We start from the raw sequence: 17,690 nt of genomic DNA, 5'->3' as shown, positions 1-17,690 counted from the left end.
TTGACTCGCATGACGGTTCGGACCTTCACCGCCCCGATCGCAGTGCTGACGGTCTTCGCGGCGCTGCTCGCCACCATGTATCTCGGCTACGCCAGCAATACCGAGAAGAACCTGCACGACTTCCCGGTGGCCCTGGTGAATCAGGACGTCGGCGACACGCTCGACGGCAAACCCGCCAATTTCGGCGCTCAGGTCAGCGACGCGCTGGTCGCGGGCATCCCGGCGGAGAAAATCGACCTGCGCGTCGTCGGCATCGCCGAAGCGCGCAACCAATTGCAGAACGGTGAGGTCTACGGCGCGATCGTGATCCCGTCCGACTTCACCAAGCGGCTCGCCATCCTCGGCGCCGCCGCGGTGGTGCCCGGTGCGGTCGAGCGCCCGGTGATCACCATCCACACCAACCCGCGAATCGGCCCCTACACCACCGGCATCATGCAGCGCATCGCCGACCGCGCGTTGCGTCAGGTGGACGAGACCGTCGGCAAGAGCCTGACCGATCAGGTGAACGCCGCCCTCGCCGCCGGACCCGGCGCGCCGGTCGAGCCCAGCGGGGCCGCCCGGCTGATGCTCACCGATCCCGTGCAGATCGTCACCGCGCCCTACCGCCCGATGGACGACGGCGCCGGGCAGGGCCTCGTCGCGTTCTTCTACACCTTGATCCTGCTGCTGGCGGGCTTCACCGGCGCCATGATCATCCACACGCTCGTCGACTCGGTGCTCGGTTTCACGCCCACCGAATACGGCCCGTGGTTCGTGCACCCGCCGTCCACCGGCATCTCCCGGTTCCGCACGCTGCTGATGAAATGGGCGGTCATCGTCACCGCGGCTCCGGTTCTGTCGGGGATATTCCTCGGGGTCGCCTCGGCATTAAATGTCCCACTGGGCAGCCCGCTGCTGTTGTGGCTCTACGGAACACTGGCCATCGTCGCGGTCGGAGTGACCGCGCTCGCCGTGCTCGCCACCTTCGGCACCGCGGGGCTGCTGGTCAATCTGATCCTGTTCGTCGTCCTGGGCCTGCCCTCGTCGGCCGCCACGGTCCCCTTGGAGGCGACGCCCGCCTACATCGCGAACCTAGCCGCCTTCGAACCGATGCACCAGATCTACCTCGCCATTCGCGCCATCCTGTTCTTCGACGCCCACGCCGGAGCCGGTTTCGGCCAGGGCTTGTGGATGACAGTGCTCGGCCTCGGGATCGGCCTGCTGCTCGGTGTGACCGCGACCTACGCCTATGACCGCCGCGGCCTGCACCGGGCTTCGGCTCCGACCGAGAACGCACCGGTCATCGCGGTACCCGCCGTAGCTCGATGAAAGCGCGCCGCGCGGTGGTCAGCGTGGGCTACCGCGCAGGCCGGTGAGCCGGAGGCGGTCGTCCGTCAGTGGTCACCGGTCGCCAGCAGCGCGTCCAGCTTCTCCGGGTCGACGCCGAAACCGAATTGCTCCGCCTGATCCGGCACAACGCGGAAGTTCCCGGATTGGTCGAGCTCTACGCGCGCTTCTCCGCCGAGGCGACCCGCCCCGAGCACCCGGCCCACGAATACTTACGCGACCGCTACCGCACTGCCCGGGACGCTCTCACCCGCGCCATCGCCGACCTCCGCGAATCCGGCCGCGTCCCGGCCGATCTGGATCCCGACCGCTTCGCCGTCCTCGCCATGGCCGTCCTCGACGGCCTGCAGACGCAGTGGCTGTACGACCCGGCCGTGGACATGGCCGATCACGTGGCGTACCTGTGGGAACTGATCGAGCGCTCCGGGACGTCGTAGTATCGAGCTTGGTAGTCCGCCCCGGCCGTCCATCGTCGGGCCGGGCGGCAGCCACGGGGAGTGCAAGATGAGCGCACGCGAGGGCCTCCGCCCGCGACGGTTGCATCGCAGCACCCGGATGCTGGTGATCGCCGCCACGGTGTTCGTCGTGTCGCTGTTGGTGGTGCCTCGGCTGATCCGAGGCTATGTCAGCTGGCTGTGGTTCGGCGAAGTCGGCTTCCGTGGTGTCTGGCTGACGGTGCTGTTCACCCGGCTCTCGCTGTTCATCGCGGTCGCGCTGATCATCGGTGGCGTCCTTTTCGTGGTGCTGTGGCTCGCGTTCAGGTTCCGCCCGCTCTTCGTTCCCGAGTCCGAAGAGGAGAACAGTCTTCGGCCGTATCGGGCGGCGGTGCTCCGGCATCCGGTGCGGTTCGGTCTCGGCATCGCGACCACGCTGGGGCTCGTCTGCGGCCTTGCCGCGGAGTCGAACTGGATGACCGTCCAGCTGTTCGTCCACGGCGGGTCCTTCGGCGTGTCCGACCCGCAATTCGGGCACGACGTCGGGTTCTTCGTCTTCGACCTGCCTTTCTATCGATTCGTACTCAACTGGCTGTTCATCGCCGTGGTCCTCGCCTTTGTCGCGAGCCTCGCCGCGCACTACCTGCTCGGTGGCCTGCGGCTGTCCAGAAAGACGGGCGGCCTGACGCACGCGGCCCGCGTGCAGCTCGCGATACTGGCCGGCTCGTTCATCCTTTTGAAGGCTGCCGCCTATTGGCTCGACCGGTACTCACTGCTATCCAGCCGCAGCAAGGAACCCACTTTCGCAGGCCCCGGCTACACCGACATCAACGCGGTGCTTCCCGCCCGCCTCATTCTCTTCGCGATCGCCGTGATCTGCGCCGTGGCGGTCTTCGCCGCCATCGTCGTGCGGGATTTGCGAATCCCGGCGATGGCCGCGGCGCTTCTGCTGCTGTCGTCGATCCTCGTCGGAGCGGTCTGGCCATTGGCCGTCGAGCAGTTCTCCGTCCGCCCGAACGCCGCCGACATGGAGCGCGTCTACATCCAACGCAACATCGCGGCCACCCGGCAGGCGTACGGGATCGGCAGCGACCGGGTCGAGTACCAGCCCTATCCCGGCGTCGGCACCAGGTCGCCACCCGAGGTCCCCGCGGACATCACCACGATCGGTAACGTCCGCCTGCTGGACCCGAACGTGCTCTCCCGGACGTTCACCCAGCAACAACAACTGAAGAATTTCTACAGCTTCCCACCGCATCTGGACCTGGATCGCTACCGGGTCGGTGGACAACTGCGCGACTACGTGGTCGCGGCGCGCGAGCTGACCCCGACCGCGCTGAGCGGCAACCAGCGCCATTGGGTCAATCGGCACACCGTCTACACGCACGGCAACGGATTCGTCGCCGCACCGGCCAACCGGGTGAACGCGGCGGTCCGCGAGGCCGCGGGCGATGCCGCGAGCAGCAACAGCGGATATCCGATCTACGCCGTCGGTGACATCGCGTCCCAAGCCTCCGGCCACCAGGTGATCCGAGTGGATCAGCCGCGCGTCTACTTCGGCGAAGTGATCGCCCATGCGAGCCCGGACTACGCCATCGTGGGCGGCGGCACCGAGCCCCGCGAGTACGACACCGACACCACCACCTACACCTACGCCGGCGCGGGCGGCGTCCCGATCGCCAACTGGGTCAACCGCCTCGCCTTCGCGGTGACCTACACCGAGCGCAATATCGTCTTCTCGAAGGCGATCGGTCCCGGTTCGAAGATCATCTTCAACCGCGATCCCCGCCATCGTGTCGAACTCGTCGCACCGTGGTTGACCACCGACAACGACCCCTACCCGACGGTTGTGAACGGCCGGATAGTCTGGATCGTCGACGCGTACACCTCGATCGACGGCTACCCCTACGCCAAGCGCAGTTCGCTCGAAGCCCTCGAGCCGGGCGACGAGACCCAGCGGGAGTCGCCGCGAGAGATCTCCTACGTGCGCAACTCCATCAAGGCGACCGTCGACGCATACGACGGCACGGTCACCCTCTACCAGGTCGACCGGCAGGATCCGGTGCTGGCGGCCTGGATGAAGGTCTTCCCCGGCACGGTCCGACCGGAGGAGTCGATCAGCCCGGAGCTACGGGCGCACTTCCGGTATCCCGAAGACCTGTTCACGATCCAGCGTGAGATGCTCGCCAAATACCACGTCGACGAGCCACGTGAATTCTTCACCACCAACGCGTTCTGGTCGGTGCCCAGCGACCCCACCGTGGAGTCCAATCCGCATCAGCCCCCGTTCTACGTCCTGGTCGGCGACCAGGCCGGTGCGGGACCGTCGTTCCGGCTGGCCAGCGCGATGGTCGGCTACAACCGGGAATTCCTCTCCGCCTACGTCTCCGCCCGCTCCGACCCGGAGGGCTATGGCAAGATCACCGTCTCGCAGTTGCCCACCGACACCCTCACTCAGGGTCCGCAACAGATCCAGAACTCGATGATCTCCGACACCAGAGTCGCCTCCGAGCGAACCCTGCTCGAGCGCTCGAACCGGATTCAGTACGGCAATCTGCTCACCCTGCCGATCGCCGACGGCGGCGTGCTCTACGCCGAGCCGCTGTTCACCGAACGGATCTCGACGGCGCAGAACGCGTCGACGTTCCCGCAGTTGGCGCGAGTGCTGGTCAGTTACCGCGATCCCGGCACCGGCGGTGTCCTCGTCGGCTACGCGCCGACCCTCGCGGAGGCGCTGGAGCAAGTGTTCGGTCCGGCCACCGGCAGACTCGCCACGCCGCCCGGCGGCGGACCCGGTGCCCCACTGCCGCCGGGGCAACAGCCCGCAGCGCCACCGGTCGCGCCACCGCAGGCGCAGCCCCCGCCGGTGGATCAGGCGAAGATCGCCGAACTCAACGCGCAGATCGACCAGATCCGGGCCGCACTGGAACGTCTGCAGAAACAGTTGGGCGAACTCGAACGCAACGGCCGCTGACGCTCGCGTCGTCGGCCGCCCGTTACCAGTCGGATTCCGCTGCTGCCGCGTCACTTTCGCGGAGCGGGCTGCGTTGCGAGTCCGGGAGGTGAACCAGAATCAGGCCGACGCCCGCGATGAGGAAGTTCTGCAACGCGGCCGACGAGGCGTTCACGTCGTGGTTGGCCCACATGCGGAACCATTCGCCGCCGATGGTCAGGAACCCGCCCAAGAACAGCAGCACCGCCATGGTCCAGCCCAGGCTCGACAGTTTCACGGCCGCGTCCAGACCTGCTCGCAGCCTGCGCGGCCGTCCGGTCAGCACCCTGCCCCATACGGCTCCCGCCGTGAGGAGCACGAAGGCGATCAGGAATTCCCAGATCACCACGAGGATGTAGGCGACGAGCGCGACATTGCCATTGGTGATCGCGCGCCAGTCCGTGCCCGGATTGTGGATCGTCGCTTTCATCGACAGCACAGCGGCCACGCCGTTGCGATTGGTGTCGGTGTCGACGCAATTGGTGAACGCGACGAACAGATAGTAGAAGCCGGTGATGGTGGCCAGCGTCGCCACCGCCATCCGGCGACTGCCCACCACATCGAGAACCTTCGTGCCGCTGCGCGTCATCTGCCTACCTCGGGTCGACCGGCCGGGAGCTCCAAGCGCCGACGATCATATCGGTGCCCGAGCACGCATTCTCCCCACGGCGGGGAGCCCGGCACGGCCGGAATTGAGTCGAAATGTTCTCTACCGCATGAGGTTTCCGTCCGGTATCGCCCGGAGTGTGCGCGCGAGGCTTCCGGCTGGACGCCCGGCGGCAGCGGGCGGAGGACGTCGTGAAACGCGACGTCTGCGCCACCCCGGGTGTGGTGGCGCAGACGTCGACTGTGCGCTCCGAAGGCTCGGCGGAAGCGCCGAACCCACCGGCTTCTACTGGGCGGTGGTCTGCCGCTTCGGCAGCTTCCACCCCGGCCGGGGGAAGTGGCAGGTGTAACCGTCCGGGTAACGCAGCAGGTAGTCCTGATGCTCCGGCTCGGCCTCCCAGAACTCACTCGCCGGGGTCACCTCGGTGACCACCTTGCCGGGCCACAGACCGGAGGCGTCCACATCGGCGATGGTGTCCAGGGCGACGCGCCTCTGGTCGTCGTCGAGATAGAAGATCGCCGAGCGATAGCTGCTTCCGATGTCGTTGCCCTGGCGATCCTTCGTCGTCGGATCGTGGATCTGGAAGAAGAACTCCAGCAGTTGCCGGAAGTCCGTCCGGGCCGGGTCGTAGACGATCTCGATCGCCTCGGCATGGCCAGGGTGGTTCCGGCACGTGGGACGGTCGTTGCGTCCACCGGTGTAGCCGACGCGTGTCGAAACCACCCCCGGCTGCTTGCGGATCAAGTCCTGCATGCCCCAGAAGCATCCACCGGCCAGAATCGCCTTGCGCGTGTCGGTCACGCCTCCTCCTTCGCGAAGAGAGTCCTGTACTGCCCATAGCCTTCCGCCTCGAGGTCGTCGAGGTGGATGAACCGCAGCGCAGTCGAATTGATGCAGTACCGCAAGCCGCCCGCCGCGCGGGGGCCGTCGGTGAACACGTGCCCGAGATGGCTGTCGCCGTGTGCCGAGCGCACCTCGGTGCGGACCATCAGATGGCTGAAGTCTCGCTTCCGCACCACGTTCCCGGCTTCGATCGGCTTGGTGAAACTCGGCCATCCACTTCCACTGTCGAACTTGTCGACCGAGGCGAACAACGGCTCACCGGACACCACATCCACATAGATGCCCGGCTCGTGGTTGTCCCAGTACTCGCCCGTGAACGCCCGCTCCGTGCCGTTCTCCTGAGTGACGTGGTACTGCTCAGGCGTCAAGGCGGCGACCGCCGCGGGATTCCGGTTGTACTCCCGTGCCACATGACCTCCTCATATCGGCCCCTGGTACAACCAGTGCACCGGCATGGAAAATCCCGAGCGAGCCGGGTGTCACACTCCGGTCCGGGCAACCGTGCCCACGGCGCCCGCCCGCCCGTCACCGACGGCGTCGGTCGTCCCGCTATGCCGCGGAACTCGCGGTGGCTTCCGGGGCGGGAGGAGCAACGCTCGGGGGCGCCTTTCTCCGGGGCACCGTGAATACGGCGACCAGGCAGAGGACCGCGACAACGAAGCACGCGAGGGTGTACCACAGATTCCCGATCGGGTCTCCTTCGCTGGTCACACCGTCGACGGCGGCGAAGAAATCGGGCAACGCGGTCGCCCAGAGCAATGCCATCGCTCCCAGGTACACCACGCCGTAAATGCGGACGAAGTCGTTCGTATAGGGCGCCGCGTCCGAGTCGCCGCGCCGCAGCCGGAGCCACTGGCGGGTCAGGATCACCACGGCGGCGATGGAGAGGACGACCAATTCGGCGGCGTAGAGCACGCCACGCACCGTGGTGCTACCCATGCCGAAGACGGTCGCGGGGATGGGCAGCACCGCTGTGCCCAACGACGCGAGGATGCCGATGACGATCGTGCGCCCGACCAGCTGCTCTCCGGAGAAGATCCGGCCCTGGTCGACGTGGCGGCCGACGAACGATTGGACGCAGAAGGCGAGCGACATCGGCCACAGGGCGGCGAAGACGACCACGCTCGGAAGCGGTACCGAATCGAACATCGGTTGATTGATCGGGTTGTCGACCGACCATTCCCACCAGCGCAGCTGCGGGCCGAGATGATCGAAGATCTCATAGAAGGCGTGGTGGACGAATCCCACGCACACCGATCCGGCGAGCACCCCGTAGCACCGGAAGACCCCGAGAATCCTGACCAATTCGAACGCGAGGGTGGCCATGAACGGGTAGATCGCGATGATGTAGAGCGGTAATCGGCCCCAGAGGAATTCCACGGTGAACAGGTTGTGCGCGAACATCGTGTCGACGTGCGCGTCGATGCCGAACGCCGCGGGGAAGTACAGCGGCGGCTCGATGATGAACAGATACGCGGTCGCCCCGAACCAGAGCACCAAGTTGGTGGGATCGCCGTGGCGGCGCAGCCGCGCGATCGCGTAGATCAGGGCCAGGACCGCGCCCAGGACGATCGTGAATTCGAGGACGGGCAGGGTCCAGTTCTCCAACGCGAAAGGGTTTCGCACCTCGACCGGCCCGCCGGCCTCCTCGCAGGAGAAGCCGAGCATGGTCGCGAGACGGTCGAAGGTGGGTGCGCAATGATCAGCCATCGGCCCGGCTCCTAGCGTACGACCGTGTCGGCGGTGTACCAGTGCGAGACGTCGTAGCCGGCGTCATAGCGTTCGAACCACACGCCGGCCAGTTCGGGTAGCGTCTCGTGGTCCGGATTGTGCTTCGGCAATTGACTGCGGATGATGCCCGCCAGTGCGACGAGTTGTTCACCGAGCGGCAGGTGGTCGAACGCACGCGGCATCGGGCCGTTGTCCTCGGCCTGCAGAAACGGCAACCACGTGCGCAGCTTCTGCCTTCGCCGGTAATTCGCGAACATCGACAGCGCGTCGACCTGTCGCTCCTCCAGCGGGACATGCTTGTTGAAGCCCGCGCAGGCCAACCGGATCACCTTCATCACGTGACGGAAGATCGACGGCGCCATGCGCATCCGATATACATCGCTCCCGACGACGGAATCGAAGATGGTCAGTGCGGAACTACGATGTTCGACCTCTTCGACGAAGTGCCAGATGAACAGCGACGCCACCCGGTCGTCGCCCGGCTGGAACAAGGTCGAGTCGTTGTCGAGCATCAGTTTGAACACCGGCGTGAACGTCGCTTCGAGATCGGCGGTGTAGGCGAGCCGGTATTCGACCGAAGTGTTCACGGTGAGGCGGTCGAATTCCGCGATCACTTCGTTGAGTGTCTCCTGCAGTCCCGGGTAGCGCCGGATCAAGGCATTGGCGTGCTGGCGGTGGGCGGTGGAGTGCTGCCCCTCCTGGCGCACGAACGCGTCGGCTTCCTCGGCGACCTCTGGATCGGTGATCAGGGGCATGGCCTCGCGGATCATGTTGACGATCATTTTCTCGAAGCCGATCGCCAGGAAGGACACCGCGTTGGCCATGGACGAGAAGGCCGGATTCTCCTCGTTCCACAAGAAGGGCACGTCGTAGTCCGCGAATGCGAAGCGCATCTTCCGTACTTGAAGATCGGTCACTGGGCTATACCTCGACTTTCCGAAAACGAACCGGTCCGGCGGCACGACCCGGTGCGCCGAGCCGCGTTGCAGTTATCATACATACGACTGTCCAAGTGTATGATCAGAATTGCGTCGGAACCGGGACCGCGGCACCCTTGTGATACGGTCGAACCCTTGATCCGGAGGGTCGGCAGGCCTTCCATCAGGGGGTTCGCAAGCGACGGGCTTCGAGTCGAGGAAGCGGGCAGTGGCAGGAAGGCGCGGGTGGGGCGGGAGTCCGCCGAAGGACGACGAGGAAGCCTCGCGTCGCATCGTCGCCGCCGCGGTCGATCTGATCGGACGGACGGGTTCGGAGATCGGCATCGCCGACGTCGCCGAGTCGCTCGGCGTCATCCGGCAGACGGTCTACCGGTACTTTCCCAGCGCGGACGCGCTGATGACCGCGGCGGCGATCGCCTCCGTCGACGGGTTCCTCGATCGGCTGACACAGCACGTCAGCGGGTTGGAGGACGCCGTGGAAGCGATGACGGAGGGGGTGGTGTACACCCTCGCCGAGGTCCGTCGAACACCCCATCTCGGCATCTTGCTGTCGAGCACGTACTCGAACGTCCATCCGGAGAGCCTGACCTCCGAAGAGGCGCAAGCCTTCGGCATGACGATGATCAAGCGCTTCGACGTCGACTGGGCGCGTTACGGATACGACGACGAGTCGCTGCACGAGCTCGTCGAATACGTCCTGCGCACGATGCAGTCGTTCTTCATTTCCCCGGGCAATCCACCGCGCGGCGACGATGACCTGCGGCGGTATCTACGGCGCTGGATGGGCCCCGCGATCATCGCCCAGACGAAGCCGTCCGCGAGCGTCCAGGAGTTTGCGCCGTAATCCGTTGCGGCACTTCTGGTGTCCCGCCGATGCGGACGAGGCCAGTGGGATCAGCTCGCGTCGTCGAGCCGTACCGTCACGAAGACGCGGCCGCGTTCGTCGCGTCGCGCTACCGCGTGCCCGGGCCGGTCGGCGCCGTTCAGATGGAGCGTGATGGGGCCGCCCTCGCCCAGGAAGTTCCGCCACCACGTCTTCCGGTCCGGAAACGCGACCCCGATGACTAGCTCGTCCGCTTTTCGCCAGTAGTTGACCGGTGTACTGAACGTCCGCCCGGACCGTCGCCCCACATAGGTGATGACCACGAATCCTCTGCCCAGCAGGCGCCCGAGTACCGGCGCGTCGAGCATGCCGGCCACCCCGGCGTTCACCGCTCGCACGACGCGCCCCAGCACCGTCTTCAGTTCCACGAATTCCTCCAGCCGCCCACGGACATCGCCCAAACCCTAACCGTTTTCGCGGCGACGAGCCCGCCGCGGTGGGCCGGACAATCACCGAAATGTCGTTTTGCGACGCTCGACTTGCGGTTGCGGGCAGGATTCGCCAATTGACCGGCACTCGAACGGACTCGCTTCGATACTCGTGCAACGACCGTCATCACGACGGCTGAAGGGTTCATGCGCAGAAGGGAAACCGATGACAACCAGCCTGCCCGCATTCCCCGCGGCGAACGAGGATCTGCTGGACACCTGCATCCGGCTCCGGGAGATCGCGCCGGTGGTCGAGGTGGAGTTCCCCGGCGGCGTGCCCGCCTACCTGGCCCTGACCCACGACGCGGTGCGTGAGATCCTCGCCGGGGACAACAAGACCTTCGCGCGGGATCCGAAGCATTGGCCGGCCCTGCACGACGGTTCGATCCCGGAGGACTGGCCGCTGCGCGCCGTCGTGCAGGGCGACCACCTGTCCACCAAGGACGGTGACGACCACCGGCGGCTGCGGGGTCTGATCAGCAAGGCGTTCACGCCGGGCCGGGTGCAGGCGCTCGAGCCGCGCATCCAGGCGATCATCGACCGATTGCTGGACGACGTGGTGGCCGCCGGTGACGGAGTCGACCTGGTGCCCACCTTCACCGAAGCGCTGCCGATGGCGGTGATCTGCGAACTGTTCGGGGTGCCCGAGCCGGATCGGGACCGGCTGCGACGCTGGACCGCAACCCTGCTGGCGCACACCACACCGCCGGAGGAAGCGTTCGCGACACAGAACTCGCTGATGACGTACCTGTACGAACTGGCGGACCGGAAACAGGAAAAGCCGGGCGACGACCTCACCACCGGTCTGGTGCAAGCTCGCGATCGGGACGACAAACTCACGGCCGACGAACTGGTCGCCGTTCTGTGGATCATGCTGGTGGCCGGGCACGAGACCACGGTGCATCTGCTCGGGCACGCCATTCTGGCGCTGTCGCAACACCCCGAGCAGCTCGCGCTCGCGAAGGCGGAAGACCGCTGGGGTGATGTGGTCGAAGAGACGGTGCGCTACCGCCATTCGGTGATGATGACGAGCTGGCGATTCACGCTGACGGACGTGACCGTGGCCGGAGTCGCCATACCCAAGGGTCAGGCGGTCGGTGTCGCGTTCCAAGCCTGCGGGATCGACCCGGCCGAGTACGGCGAGACCGCGAACGAGTTCGACATCACCAGGGAGCAGCGCGGCGGACATCTCGGATTCGGTCACGGGCCGCGGTACTGCATCGGCGCGGGCCTGGCCCGCCTGGAGGGCCGTCTCGCGCTCGCCTCGCTCTACCGTCGGCTGCCGAACCTCGAACTCGCCATCGACCCCGACGAAATCCCTTACTCGCCGTCGTTCTTCACCGTCGGCCCCCTGTCGATTCCGGTGAAACTGGGCGCCGAGAATCAGTGACCCTTGCCCGGCGCGGCAGCCGCCGGTTGCCGCGCCGGTCGACCCACGATCGAACGTGCTCATGCTCCGGTCGCGGCGGCGGACCTCGCCGGGGCTGGGCACCTGGCCACTGCGCACTCGGTGCATGTTCACATCGTCGGCAAATTCGCGCGGATGATTCCCGGGCCGTTCGCGATGGTCGCGGCGGATAATCAAATATTGCAACGTTTCCGCTGGTCGACGGTCTATTGCGAACGAGAAACGCATTGTCGGATCCGGTGAGATCGGATCACATGTCGTGTCACGCTGCTGCGGTCCGCAGTTCCGTAGCAACTGGCAGGAAGGATCGATGACGCCGATGTCGCAAGGAGATCCGATCGTCGGGACCACATCCGAACAGCTCGCACGGATCGCAGTCCAGGGGCCCTGGGACGCCGAAGGGCAGGTGCGCCCGGAAGCGGTGCAGTTCGCGTCCAACTTGGTGAGCGCCGTGCAGAAGCGCAGCGGCAAAGGGCTGGTGCCCGATGACGTGGACGACTTGGTGAACCGGGCGCTGAACGTCGCCGTGCCGACCTTCCCGCGCATCGAAGGGGCGGGCGGGATCGGTCTGTCGGCGCACATGCTGCGTCAGATCACCACCCGGCCGTGCCCGCTGGTGGTCTTCCCAGCTGGGTGGACACCTGTCGGCTGGCCGTTGTTCGAGTACGCCTATCTCACGCTCGCGTGGAAGGGCTATCACGTGCTGGCCTACACGCCACGCGGAATCGGCTGGTCGGCCATACCGGGAACGAACCTGCCGTGGTTCGGCACGTCCGAAGGAACCGTCGATGTCGCCGGTCCCTTGGACCGGGCCGACGGCGAGAAAGTGCTCCAATACGCGATAGACGAGCTCGCCCCCAGCGGCATCGCCTTCATGGGTGAGTCCTATGGCTCGGGCATCAGCCAGCTCGTGGCCGCGCACGATGACCGGGTCGACGTCGTCGTCGCCCTCAGTACCTGGGGCAACCTCGCCACCAGTCTGTACGACAACGGCACCCGCCATCTGAAGGCCGTCGAGGCGCTGATCGGCCTGACCGGTGGCGAGCAGGCGGAGAAGTTCGACGAAAAGGCGCTGGAGATCCTGGCGAAGTTCGCCGAGGGCGTGGACATGGATCCGGTCGTCGAGTGGGGCACCGAACGCTCGCCGGAACGCTATGCCGGTTCCCGTGACATTCCGACCTTCTTCTCGAATACCTGGCACGAGGGCCTTTTTCCGGTCAACCAGGTGCTGGAGACCTTCGAGAAGCTTCCGCGCCCGAAACGGCTGAACATGTGGATCGGCGACCACGCGGCACCGGAAGGTTCCGGCCTGATCGCTCCCCCCATGCCGGGCGTAGCACCGAACGAGCCACTGCGCGAGGCGTACGCCTGGCTCGATCACTACCTGAAGGAGGAGGACAACGGCGTCGACACGTGGCCGGAGATCAGCAATCAGGTCATGTTCACCTACGTGACCACTCCGGGCGCGGGGAACGGTCAGAACGTGATCATCGAACCGGCGCGGCGCGAGGAGAAGGCCTCGTGGGCGGACGTCACCACCGACACGGAAGTACTGACCTTGACCGATGCGCGTGAGGGCGGCGACGGTGTGCTGACCCCCGATGCCACGGGAGGTTGGCAACGCAGTTTCACGGTGGGCGAGGAGCCCGAGGTCGTCGCCATGGACAAGCTCATGACGACAGGCCAGCAGGAGTGGTCCGGCAATCCCAAGATCTACCGGACCGATGAGATCGACCGCGGTCATGCCCTCGTCTGGTCGACCGGGCCGCTGCTCGCGGCGCGAGGCGGCGTCGCCAGGCAGATCCGCGGGATCCCGCGGTTGCAAGCGACCATCGACAGCACCGACGAGTCCGCGACAGTGATCGCCTATCTGCTCGATGTCGACGAGAACGGCTCGGCGAGAATCATCACCCACGAACCGAAGACGATCGAGTCCGGTCTGCCCGCGACCGTTTCGTGGGAGCTGCAAGCGGCCGCCTACGATCTCCCCGACGGCCATCGGTTGATGCTCGTCCTCGACGGCATGGATCCGCTGTATTCCAGCGCGAACAAGGCCGGTTCGACGATCACCGTCAGTGCACCGGATGGCGCCCCGTCCTGCCTGGATTTGCCGCTCGGCTGACCGATTGCGCGTGGCCCGGGCAGGCGAGCATCCGGGCCACGCCATGGTCGACGACGGATCGGGCCATGACCACCATTCGGCGGTCCTCAGCCCGGCGCGAACGTCACCACCAGGACATCGCGATAGGCGGGGCGGCTCCGATCCATCGGACGCACCGGCGAAACACTGTGCAAGGTGCGGCGGTCATCGCCCAGCAACAGCGTTCCCGGCCGATCGAGCGTGGTCCGCAGCAGTCGTCGTCCGCTCGGATCGAACACCGAACTCGCACCGCCCCGGGCATTCTGCCGTCCCACCAGGAGCGAGGAGACCAAGGTGACGCCGTCGCGGTGGCGGCCTTCCGGTGTAGGCAGGCCGTGCGCGTCCGCCGAGGCGATGACCCGAAAGGGATGGACTTTCGCGCTCCACCGCGCCGGGGCGTCCAGCGCCGTCGCCAATCGCGCGAGCAGTCGCAGCACCGCCACGAAAACAGGGTCGGTCACGAATGCGTCGGTCAAGGGCTCGAAAGTGCGGTCCACGCCGATATAGAGCGGGTTGGATTCCTCGGGCTGCACGAACGTATCCGACGACAGCAGGCCGATCCGACCGGCCGGACCGGTGAGCGAGAACCGGCCGTACCGGCGCAGCCTGCGCGTGCCACGGGCGTCGGCGTAGACGTCCGGGTGCAAGTCTTCCCAGTGCCGCCGAAATCGTTCCCAGTCGGCCGGCTCCAGCTCGAGACTCGCGGTCGTGACATCGGCGGGCAGGAGATGTACACCGTCGGCGACCAGGGCGTCGCTCGCGGTCCGTTGTACCTGCTCCGCCGTCTGCCCTTCCGGGTTCAACGGGCGTCGGGCCGGGTGGGCGCGGAAATGGCGTCGTCCTCCGCCGCGGTCACGACGTCGTAGCCGTGTTCGGTGAACCGCCGGGCCAGTTCCAAACCGATACCGCTGGAGGCTCCCGTGACGAGTGCGAGTGGTGTGTCGGTCATGTGCTGCGGGCTACCCACTGAAGCCGCACCCATACCCGGATCCGACCGGCTCGGTAGTCTGCAGGGGTGTCCGCCGCGCCCGCCGACGCTGACGCACCGATCGTTCCGGTGCGAGACGGAGTGTTCTTCACACTTCCCGCCGCGTTGCCGCGGGGGCGCCACCATCTGGGGCGCGAGCAGGTGATGGCGGCGCAGCGGGAACGGTTGCTGGTCGCCGTTACCGAACTGCTCGCCGCCCGCGGTTACGCCGGATTCGGTCCCACCGATGTCGCCAAGCGGGCCGGAGTGTCCTTGGCGGCGTTCTACGACGCGTTCGCCAACAAGGACGAGTGCGTATTCGCGGGCTACGACCGCTTCATCCAAGTGCTGCTGACCCAGCTGACCGCCGCGGACGTCAAGGGCCGGGATCGCAGATCCATCGTCGCCGATTCCCTCGGCCAGTACCTCGGCTCCCTGCAGAACGACCTGGTCGTAGCGCGCGCCTACCAGGTGGAGATCGACGGGCTCGGGCCCGCCGCCCGGCGACGCAGGCGCAAGTCGATCCGGCTGTTCGCCGAGTACATCCGCGGTCTGGTGCAGAGCGCCAGCGGCAACCGGCAGCCACTGTTGTCCGTCACCGCCTACATGGGCGTCGTCTACGCCGTACGCCAGCTCACCGCCGATGCGCTCGACGAGTCGGGCGAGCCGGATCTGACCGCGCTGAGCGCCGACCTGGAGCCCTGGCTCACCGATCTGTTCCGCGAACACTGATCCGGCGCGCGCGGCCGCGAGCCCGACTTGACATGACAGCCGCCGTCGCGCAGCATTGGCGTAAAGCTCGTTACTTCGATACCGCCCGCATCGGCGTGGCACGCCGCCGAATGTCCGATTCCGCCGTCGTCGATCCCCGCGACGGATGCCTGTCGTCGAGAACCTCGAATGGCCGTAACAATCGCACTCTTCACCCGTGACCTGCGCGTCAACGACAACCCGGCCCTGTTGGCCGCCGTACACGAGGGCGCGGCGGTGGTTCCGCTGTTCGTCGTCGACGACCGGCTCGTCGGCAGCACTCGCCCGGCCGGCAACAAGCTGCGTTTCCTCTCCGCCGCGCTGGCCGAACTCGATGCCGAACTTCGCTGCGCCGGAGGGCAACTGGTGATTCGGCACGGTGACTACGTCGAGGCGGTGGATCGGGTGGCGGCACAGGTGCACGCCGACAGCGTCCACATCGCCGAGGACGCCACCTGGTACAACCGATGCCGACTTCGGGCACTGGGCGAACGGCTGGCGCGGCGCAGCTGCCTGCTGCACACCCATCCCGCCACCCTCACCGCCGTGGATCCCGCCGATTGCGGACCGTATCGGCCGGACGACGAGGTTCCGGACTTCGCGACCTATTTTCGCCGATGGTTGTCGGCGCCGAAGCGACGACCGCTGGAAAAGCCCACGGAATTGATCGTTCCCCGCATCGAAAGTGATCCCGTGCCGAGATTCGACGAACTCGGCGACGCGGCCATTTCACCGCAGCTGGCGGTCGGAGGCGAGATCACGGGTCGTGCGCTGTGGCGAGGCTGCACCGGCGAACGGCGACAACCACGCGGCCGGTCCAACGGTGACCTCACGGGCGAGGGATGCTCCCGGCTGTCGCCGTACCTGGATTTCGGTTGCCTGTCGGCCGCCGAAATGGCGTACCACACCGACATGGCGACGCCGGACGGCCGCGCTTTCGCCCGGCAGCTCGCTCGGCGCGACTTTCATCTCCAGTTCCTCGTCGCCCGGGCCGATCTCGCGCGGTCCGGCGCGGGTACGGATGTGCGGCAGGCGCACGATCCGGTCGTCGTCGGCGCCTGGCGCGACGGCCGCACCGGATACCCGATCGTCGACGCGGGCATGCGGCAGCTGGCCGCACAAGGATGGATGCCGGAGCGGGCACGGGTGATCGCCGCCAGTTTCCTCACCACGACGCTGCAGGTGGACTGGCGGGTCGGCGCGGAGCATTTCCGGCGGTGGCTGCTCGACGACGCGGGGAGCGACCGCTTCACCTGGCAGCAGGCGGGCCGTTTCGACCCGAGAGCGGTCGGCACCGCCGAACGCTACGATCCCGAGGGGAACTACGTGCGGCGCTGGATACCGGAACTGGCTTCGCTGCCGGGTTCGGAGATCCATCGCCCGTGGTGCCACAGCGTGCCGACTTCGATATATCCCGCTCCCATCGCGGGCAGCGCGAGCACGTAACCGGCCTGCCGGGCGGTTTCGCGTGCTCGCTGCCGGGTACCGCGGCGACGGACGTAATTCGTCAGTCCGTCCCGATTGCCCGAGGGAGGTCAACCATGGCAACCACGATCGACTCGACCGCCGACGCCGTCGATTTCCTCATCGACCAGCACGGCCGGATCCGGCAACTGTTCATCGAGACCGCCGACACCTCCGACCCTGTTGAGCGTGAAAACAAGTTCTTCGAATTGCGACGCCTGCTCGCCGTGCACGAGACCGCCGAAGAAGAGATCATTCACCCGCGCGCCCGGCGTGAACTGGGTGATGGCGCGTCTGTGGTCGACGCGCGGCTGGAAGAGGAGAACAAGGCGAAAAAGCAGCTCGCCGATATGGAGTCGCTCGACATCAGCTCGATGGAATTCCAGGTGAGACTGGCCAAGCTACGCGAAGCGGTGCTGGCCCATGCCGACCATGAGGAACGTGAGGAATTCAACCGGCTGCGCGAGGAACTCGACGACGAAACGCTGCAACGACTGCGCAAGACCGTCGAGCTCGCGGAGGCGATGGCGCCGACCCGGCCGCATCCCGGCGTGGAATCCGCCACCGCGAACGTTCTGGTCGGCCCGTTCGCCGCGATGATGGATCGCGCCAAAGACATGATCAGCAAGCCGCGGCATTGATCCGTGCGGCAGTGCGAGACGCGCGCGGCGGGGGGGGGCGCGGGGGGGGCGCGGCGGCGGGCCGCGGCAGGACCACGACCGGGAGGTGGATGGTCGAGTGCCTGGGGGGGGTTTTGACCAAATATACCACCTAAAAAA

General features: G+C 66.6%; 16 protein-coding genes and 1 pseudogene. 9 read left to right on the top strand and 8 right to left on the bottom strand.

Annotation, left to right across the window (positions count from 1 at the left end):
• The first annotated feature begins 9 nt into the window (after positions 1 to 9).
• The 3 genes from ACWEO7_RS29800 to ACWEO7_RS29790 all read left to right on the top strand — a co-directional run bounded on the left by ACWEO7_RS29800 (position 10) and on the right by ACWEO7_RS29790 (position 4,734).
• Positions 10 to 1,308 (top strand): DUF3533 domain-containing protein, encoded by a 1,299-nt coding sequence (locus ACWEO7_RS29800; protein WP_452428133.1) that lies wholly within the window; start codon positions 10 to 12, stop codon positions 1,306 to 1,308.
• A gap of 68 nt (positions 1,309 to 1,376) precedes the next feature.
• Positions 1,377 to 1,763 carry a TetR family transcriptional regulator C-terminal domain-containing protein gene (locus tag ACWEO7_RS29795; RefSeq protein WP_452428131.1) on the top strand — a complete coding sequence of 129 codons (387 nt, stop codon included), beginning with the start codon at positions 1,377 to 1,379 and terminating at the stop codon, positions 1,761 to 1,763.
• 67 nt (positions 1,764 to 1,830) lie between these two features.
• On the top strand, positions 1,831 to 4,734 hold the full coding sequence (locus ACWEO7_RS29790) for a UPF0182 family protein (RefSeq protein ID WP_452428129.1): 2,904 nt from the start codon (positions 1,831 to 1,833) through the stop codon (positions 4,732 to 4,734).
• Positions 4,735 to 4,756: 22 nt separating this feature from the next.
• Here the strand turns inward: ACWEO7_RS29790 and ACWEO7_RS29785 are convergent, their stop codons facing one another.
• From ACWEO7_RS29785 to ACWEO7_RS29765, 5 genes are all read right to left on the bottom strand, one after another.
• Entirely contained in the window at positions 4,757 to 5,341 is a 585-nt protein-coding gene (locus tag ACWEO7_RS29785) for a DUF2165 domain-containing protein (protein WP_452428127.1), read from the bottom strand.
• Positions 5,342 to 5,644: 303 nt separating this feature from the next.
• Positions 5,645 to 6,160, bottom strand: a complete 516-nt coding sequence (gene msrA / locus ACWEO7_RS29780; RefSeq protein ID WP_452428125.1) for a peptide-methionine (S)-S-oxide reductase MsrA — start codon at positions 6,158 to 6,160, stop codon at positions 5,645 to 5,647.
• On the bottom strand, positions 6,157 to 6,612 hold the full coding sequence (gene msrB, locus ACWEO7_RS29775; RefSeq protein ID WP_355075479.1) for a peptide-methionine (R)-S-oxide reductase MsrB: 456 nt from the start codon (positions 6,610 to 6,612) through the stop codon (positions 6,157 to 6,159). The genes msrA and msrB overlap by 4 nt, the downstream gene beginning before the upstream one ends.
• A 139-nt stretch (positions 6,613 to 6,751) precedes the next feature.
• Positions 6,752 to 7,912: a hypothetical protein gene (locus ACWEO7_RS29770; RefSeq protein WP_452428123.1), complete on the bottom strand. Its 1,161-nt coding sequence runs from the start codon at positions 7,910 to 7,912 to the stop codon at positions 6,752 to 6,754.
• Positions 7,913 to 7,923: 11 nt separating this feature from the next.
• Positions 7,924 to 8,850 carry a metal-dependent hydrolase gene (locus ACWEO7_RS29765; RefSeq protein WP_452428122.1) on the bottom strand — a complete coding sequence of 309 codons (927 nt, stop codon included), beginning with the start codon at positions 8,848 to 8,850 and terminating at the stop codon, positions 7,924 to 7,926.
• Between the two features lie 229 nt (positions 8,851 to 9,079).
• Between ACWEO7_RS29765 and ACWEO7_RS29760 the strand changes: the two genes are divergently transcribed.
• Positions 9,080 to 9,715 carry a TetR/AcrR family transcriptional regulator gene (locus tag ACWEO7_RS29760; RefSeq protein WP_452428120.1) on the top strand — a complete coding sequence of 212 codons (636 nt, stop codon included), beginning with the start codon at positions 9,080 to 9,082 and terminating at the stop codon, positions 9,713 to 9,715.
• A gap of 50 nt (positions 9,716 to 9,765) precedes the next feature.
• Here the strand turns inward: ACWEO7_RS29760 and ACWEO7_RS29755 are convergent, their stop codons facing one another.
• Positions 9,766 to 10,116: a hypothetical protein gene (locus tag ACWEO7_RS29755; RefSeq protein ID WP_452428166.1), complete on the bottom strand. Its 351-nt coding sequence runs from the start codon at positions 10,114 to 10,116 to the stop codon at positions 9,766 to 9,768.
• 232 nt (positions 10,117 to 10,348) lie between these two features.
• On the opposite strand from ACWEO7_RS29755, the gene ACWEO7_RS29750 reads away from it, so the two are divergent.
• Both ACWEO7_RS29750 and ACWEO7_RS29745 read left to right on the top strand, forming a co-directional pair.
• Entirely contained in the window at positions 10,349 to 11,572 is a 1,224-nt protein-coding gene (locus tag ACWEO7_RS29750) for a cytochrome P450 family protein (RefSeq protein ID WP_452428118.1), read from the top strand.
• Positions 11,573 to 11,909: 337 nt separating this feature from the next.
• Complete coding sequence (locus ACWEO7_RS29745; RefSeq protein ID WP_452428117.1) at positions 11,910 to 13,712, top strand: CocE/NonD family hydrolase C-terminal non-catalytic domain-containing protein; 1,803 nt, start codon at positions 11,910 to 11,912, stop codon at positions 13,710 to 13,712.
• 86 nt (positions 13,713 to 13,798) lie between these two features.
• Here the strand turns inward: ACWEO7_RS29745 and ACWEO7_RS29740 are convergent, their stop codons facing one another.
• Positions 13,799 to 14,533 (bottom strand): 2OG-Fe dioxygenase family protein, encoded by a 735-nt coding sequence (locus tag ACWEO7_RS29740; RefSeq protein ID WP_452428115.1) that lies wholly within the window; start codon positions 14,531 to 14,533, stop codon positions 13,799 to 13,801.
• 26 nt (positions 14,534 to 14,559) lie between these two features.
• Positions 14,560 to 14,679: pseudogene (locus ACWEO7_RS29735) on the bottom strand (SDR family NAD(P)-dependent oxidoreductase); the annotation flags it as partial.
• A gap of 66 nt (positions 14,680 to 14,745) precedes the next feature.
• Here ACWEO7_RS29735 and ACWEO7_RS29730 point away from each other — a divergent pair.
• The 3 genes from ACWEO7_RS29730 (at position 14,746) to ACWEO7_RS29720 (ending at position 17,552) form a co-directional block, all read left to right on the top strand.
• Positions 14,746 to 15,429 (top strand): TetR/AcrR family transcriptional regulator, encoded by a 684-nt coding sequence (locus ACWEO7_RS29730; RefSeq protein ID WP_452428113.1) that lies wholly within the window; start codon positions 14,746 to 14,748, stop codon positions 15,427 to 15,429.
• Between the two features lie 168 nt (positions 15,430 to 15,597).
• Positions 15,598 to 16,893 carry an FAD-binding domain-containing protein gene (locus tag ACWEO7_RS29725; RefSeq protein ID WP_452428112.1) on the top strand — a complete coding sequence of 432 codons (1,296 nt, stop codon included), beginning with the start codon at positions 15,598 to 15,600 and terminating at the stop codon, positions 16,891 to 16,893.
• Positions 16,894 to 16,988: 95 nt separating this feature from the next.
• Positions 16,989 to 17,552, top strand: coding sequence for a hemerythrin domain-containing protein (locus ACWEO7_RS29720; RefSeq protein WP_452428110.1), 564 nt, complete (start codon positions 16,989 to 16,991; stop codon positions 17,550 to 17,552).
• Positions 17,553 to 17,690 lie beyond the last annotated feature (138 nt).

The organism is Nocardia sp. NPDC004260, assembly GCF_053603155.1.
Note: the sequence above shows the minus strand (reverse complement) of the source record. Positions and strands in the feature narration are given on the sequence as shown.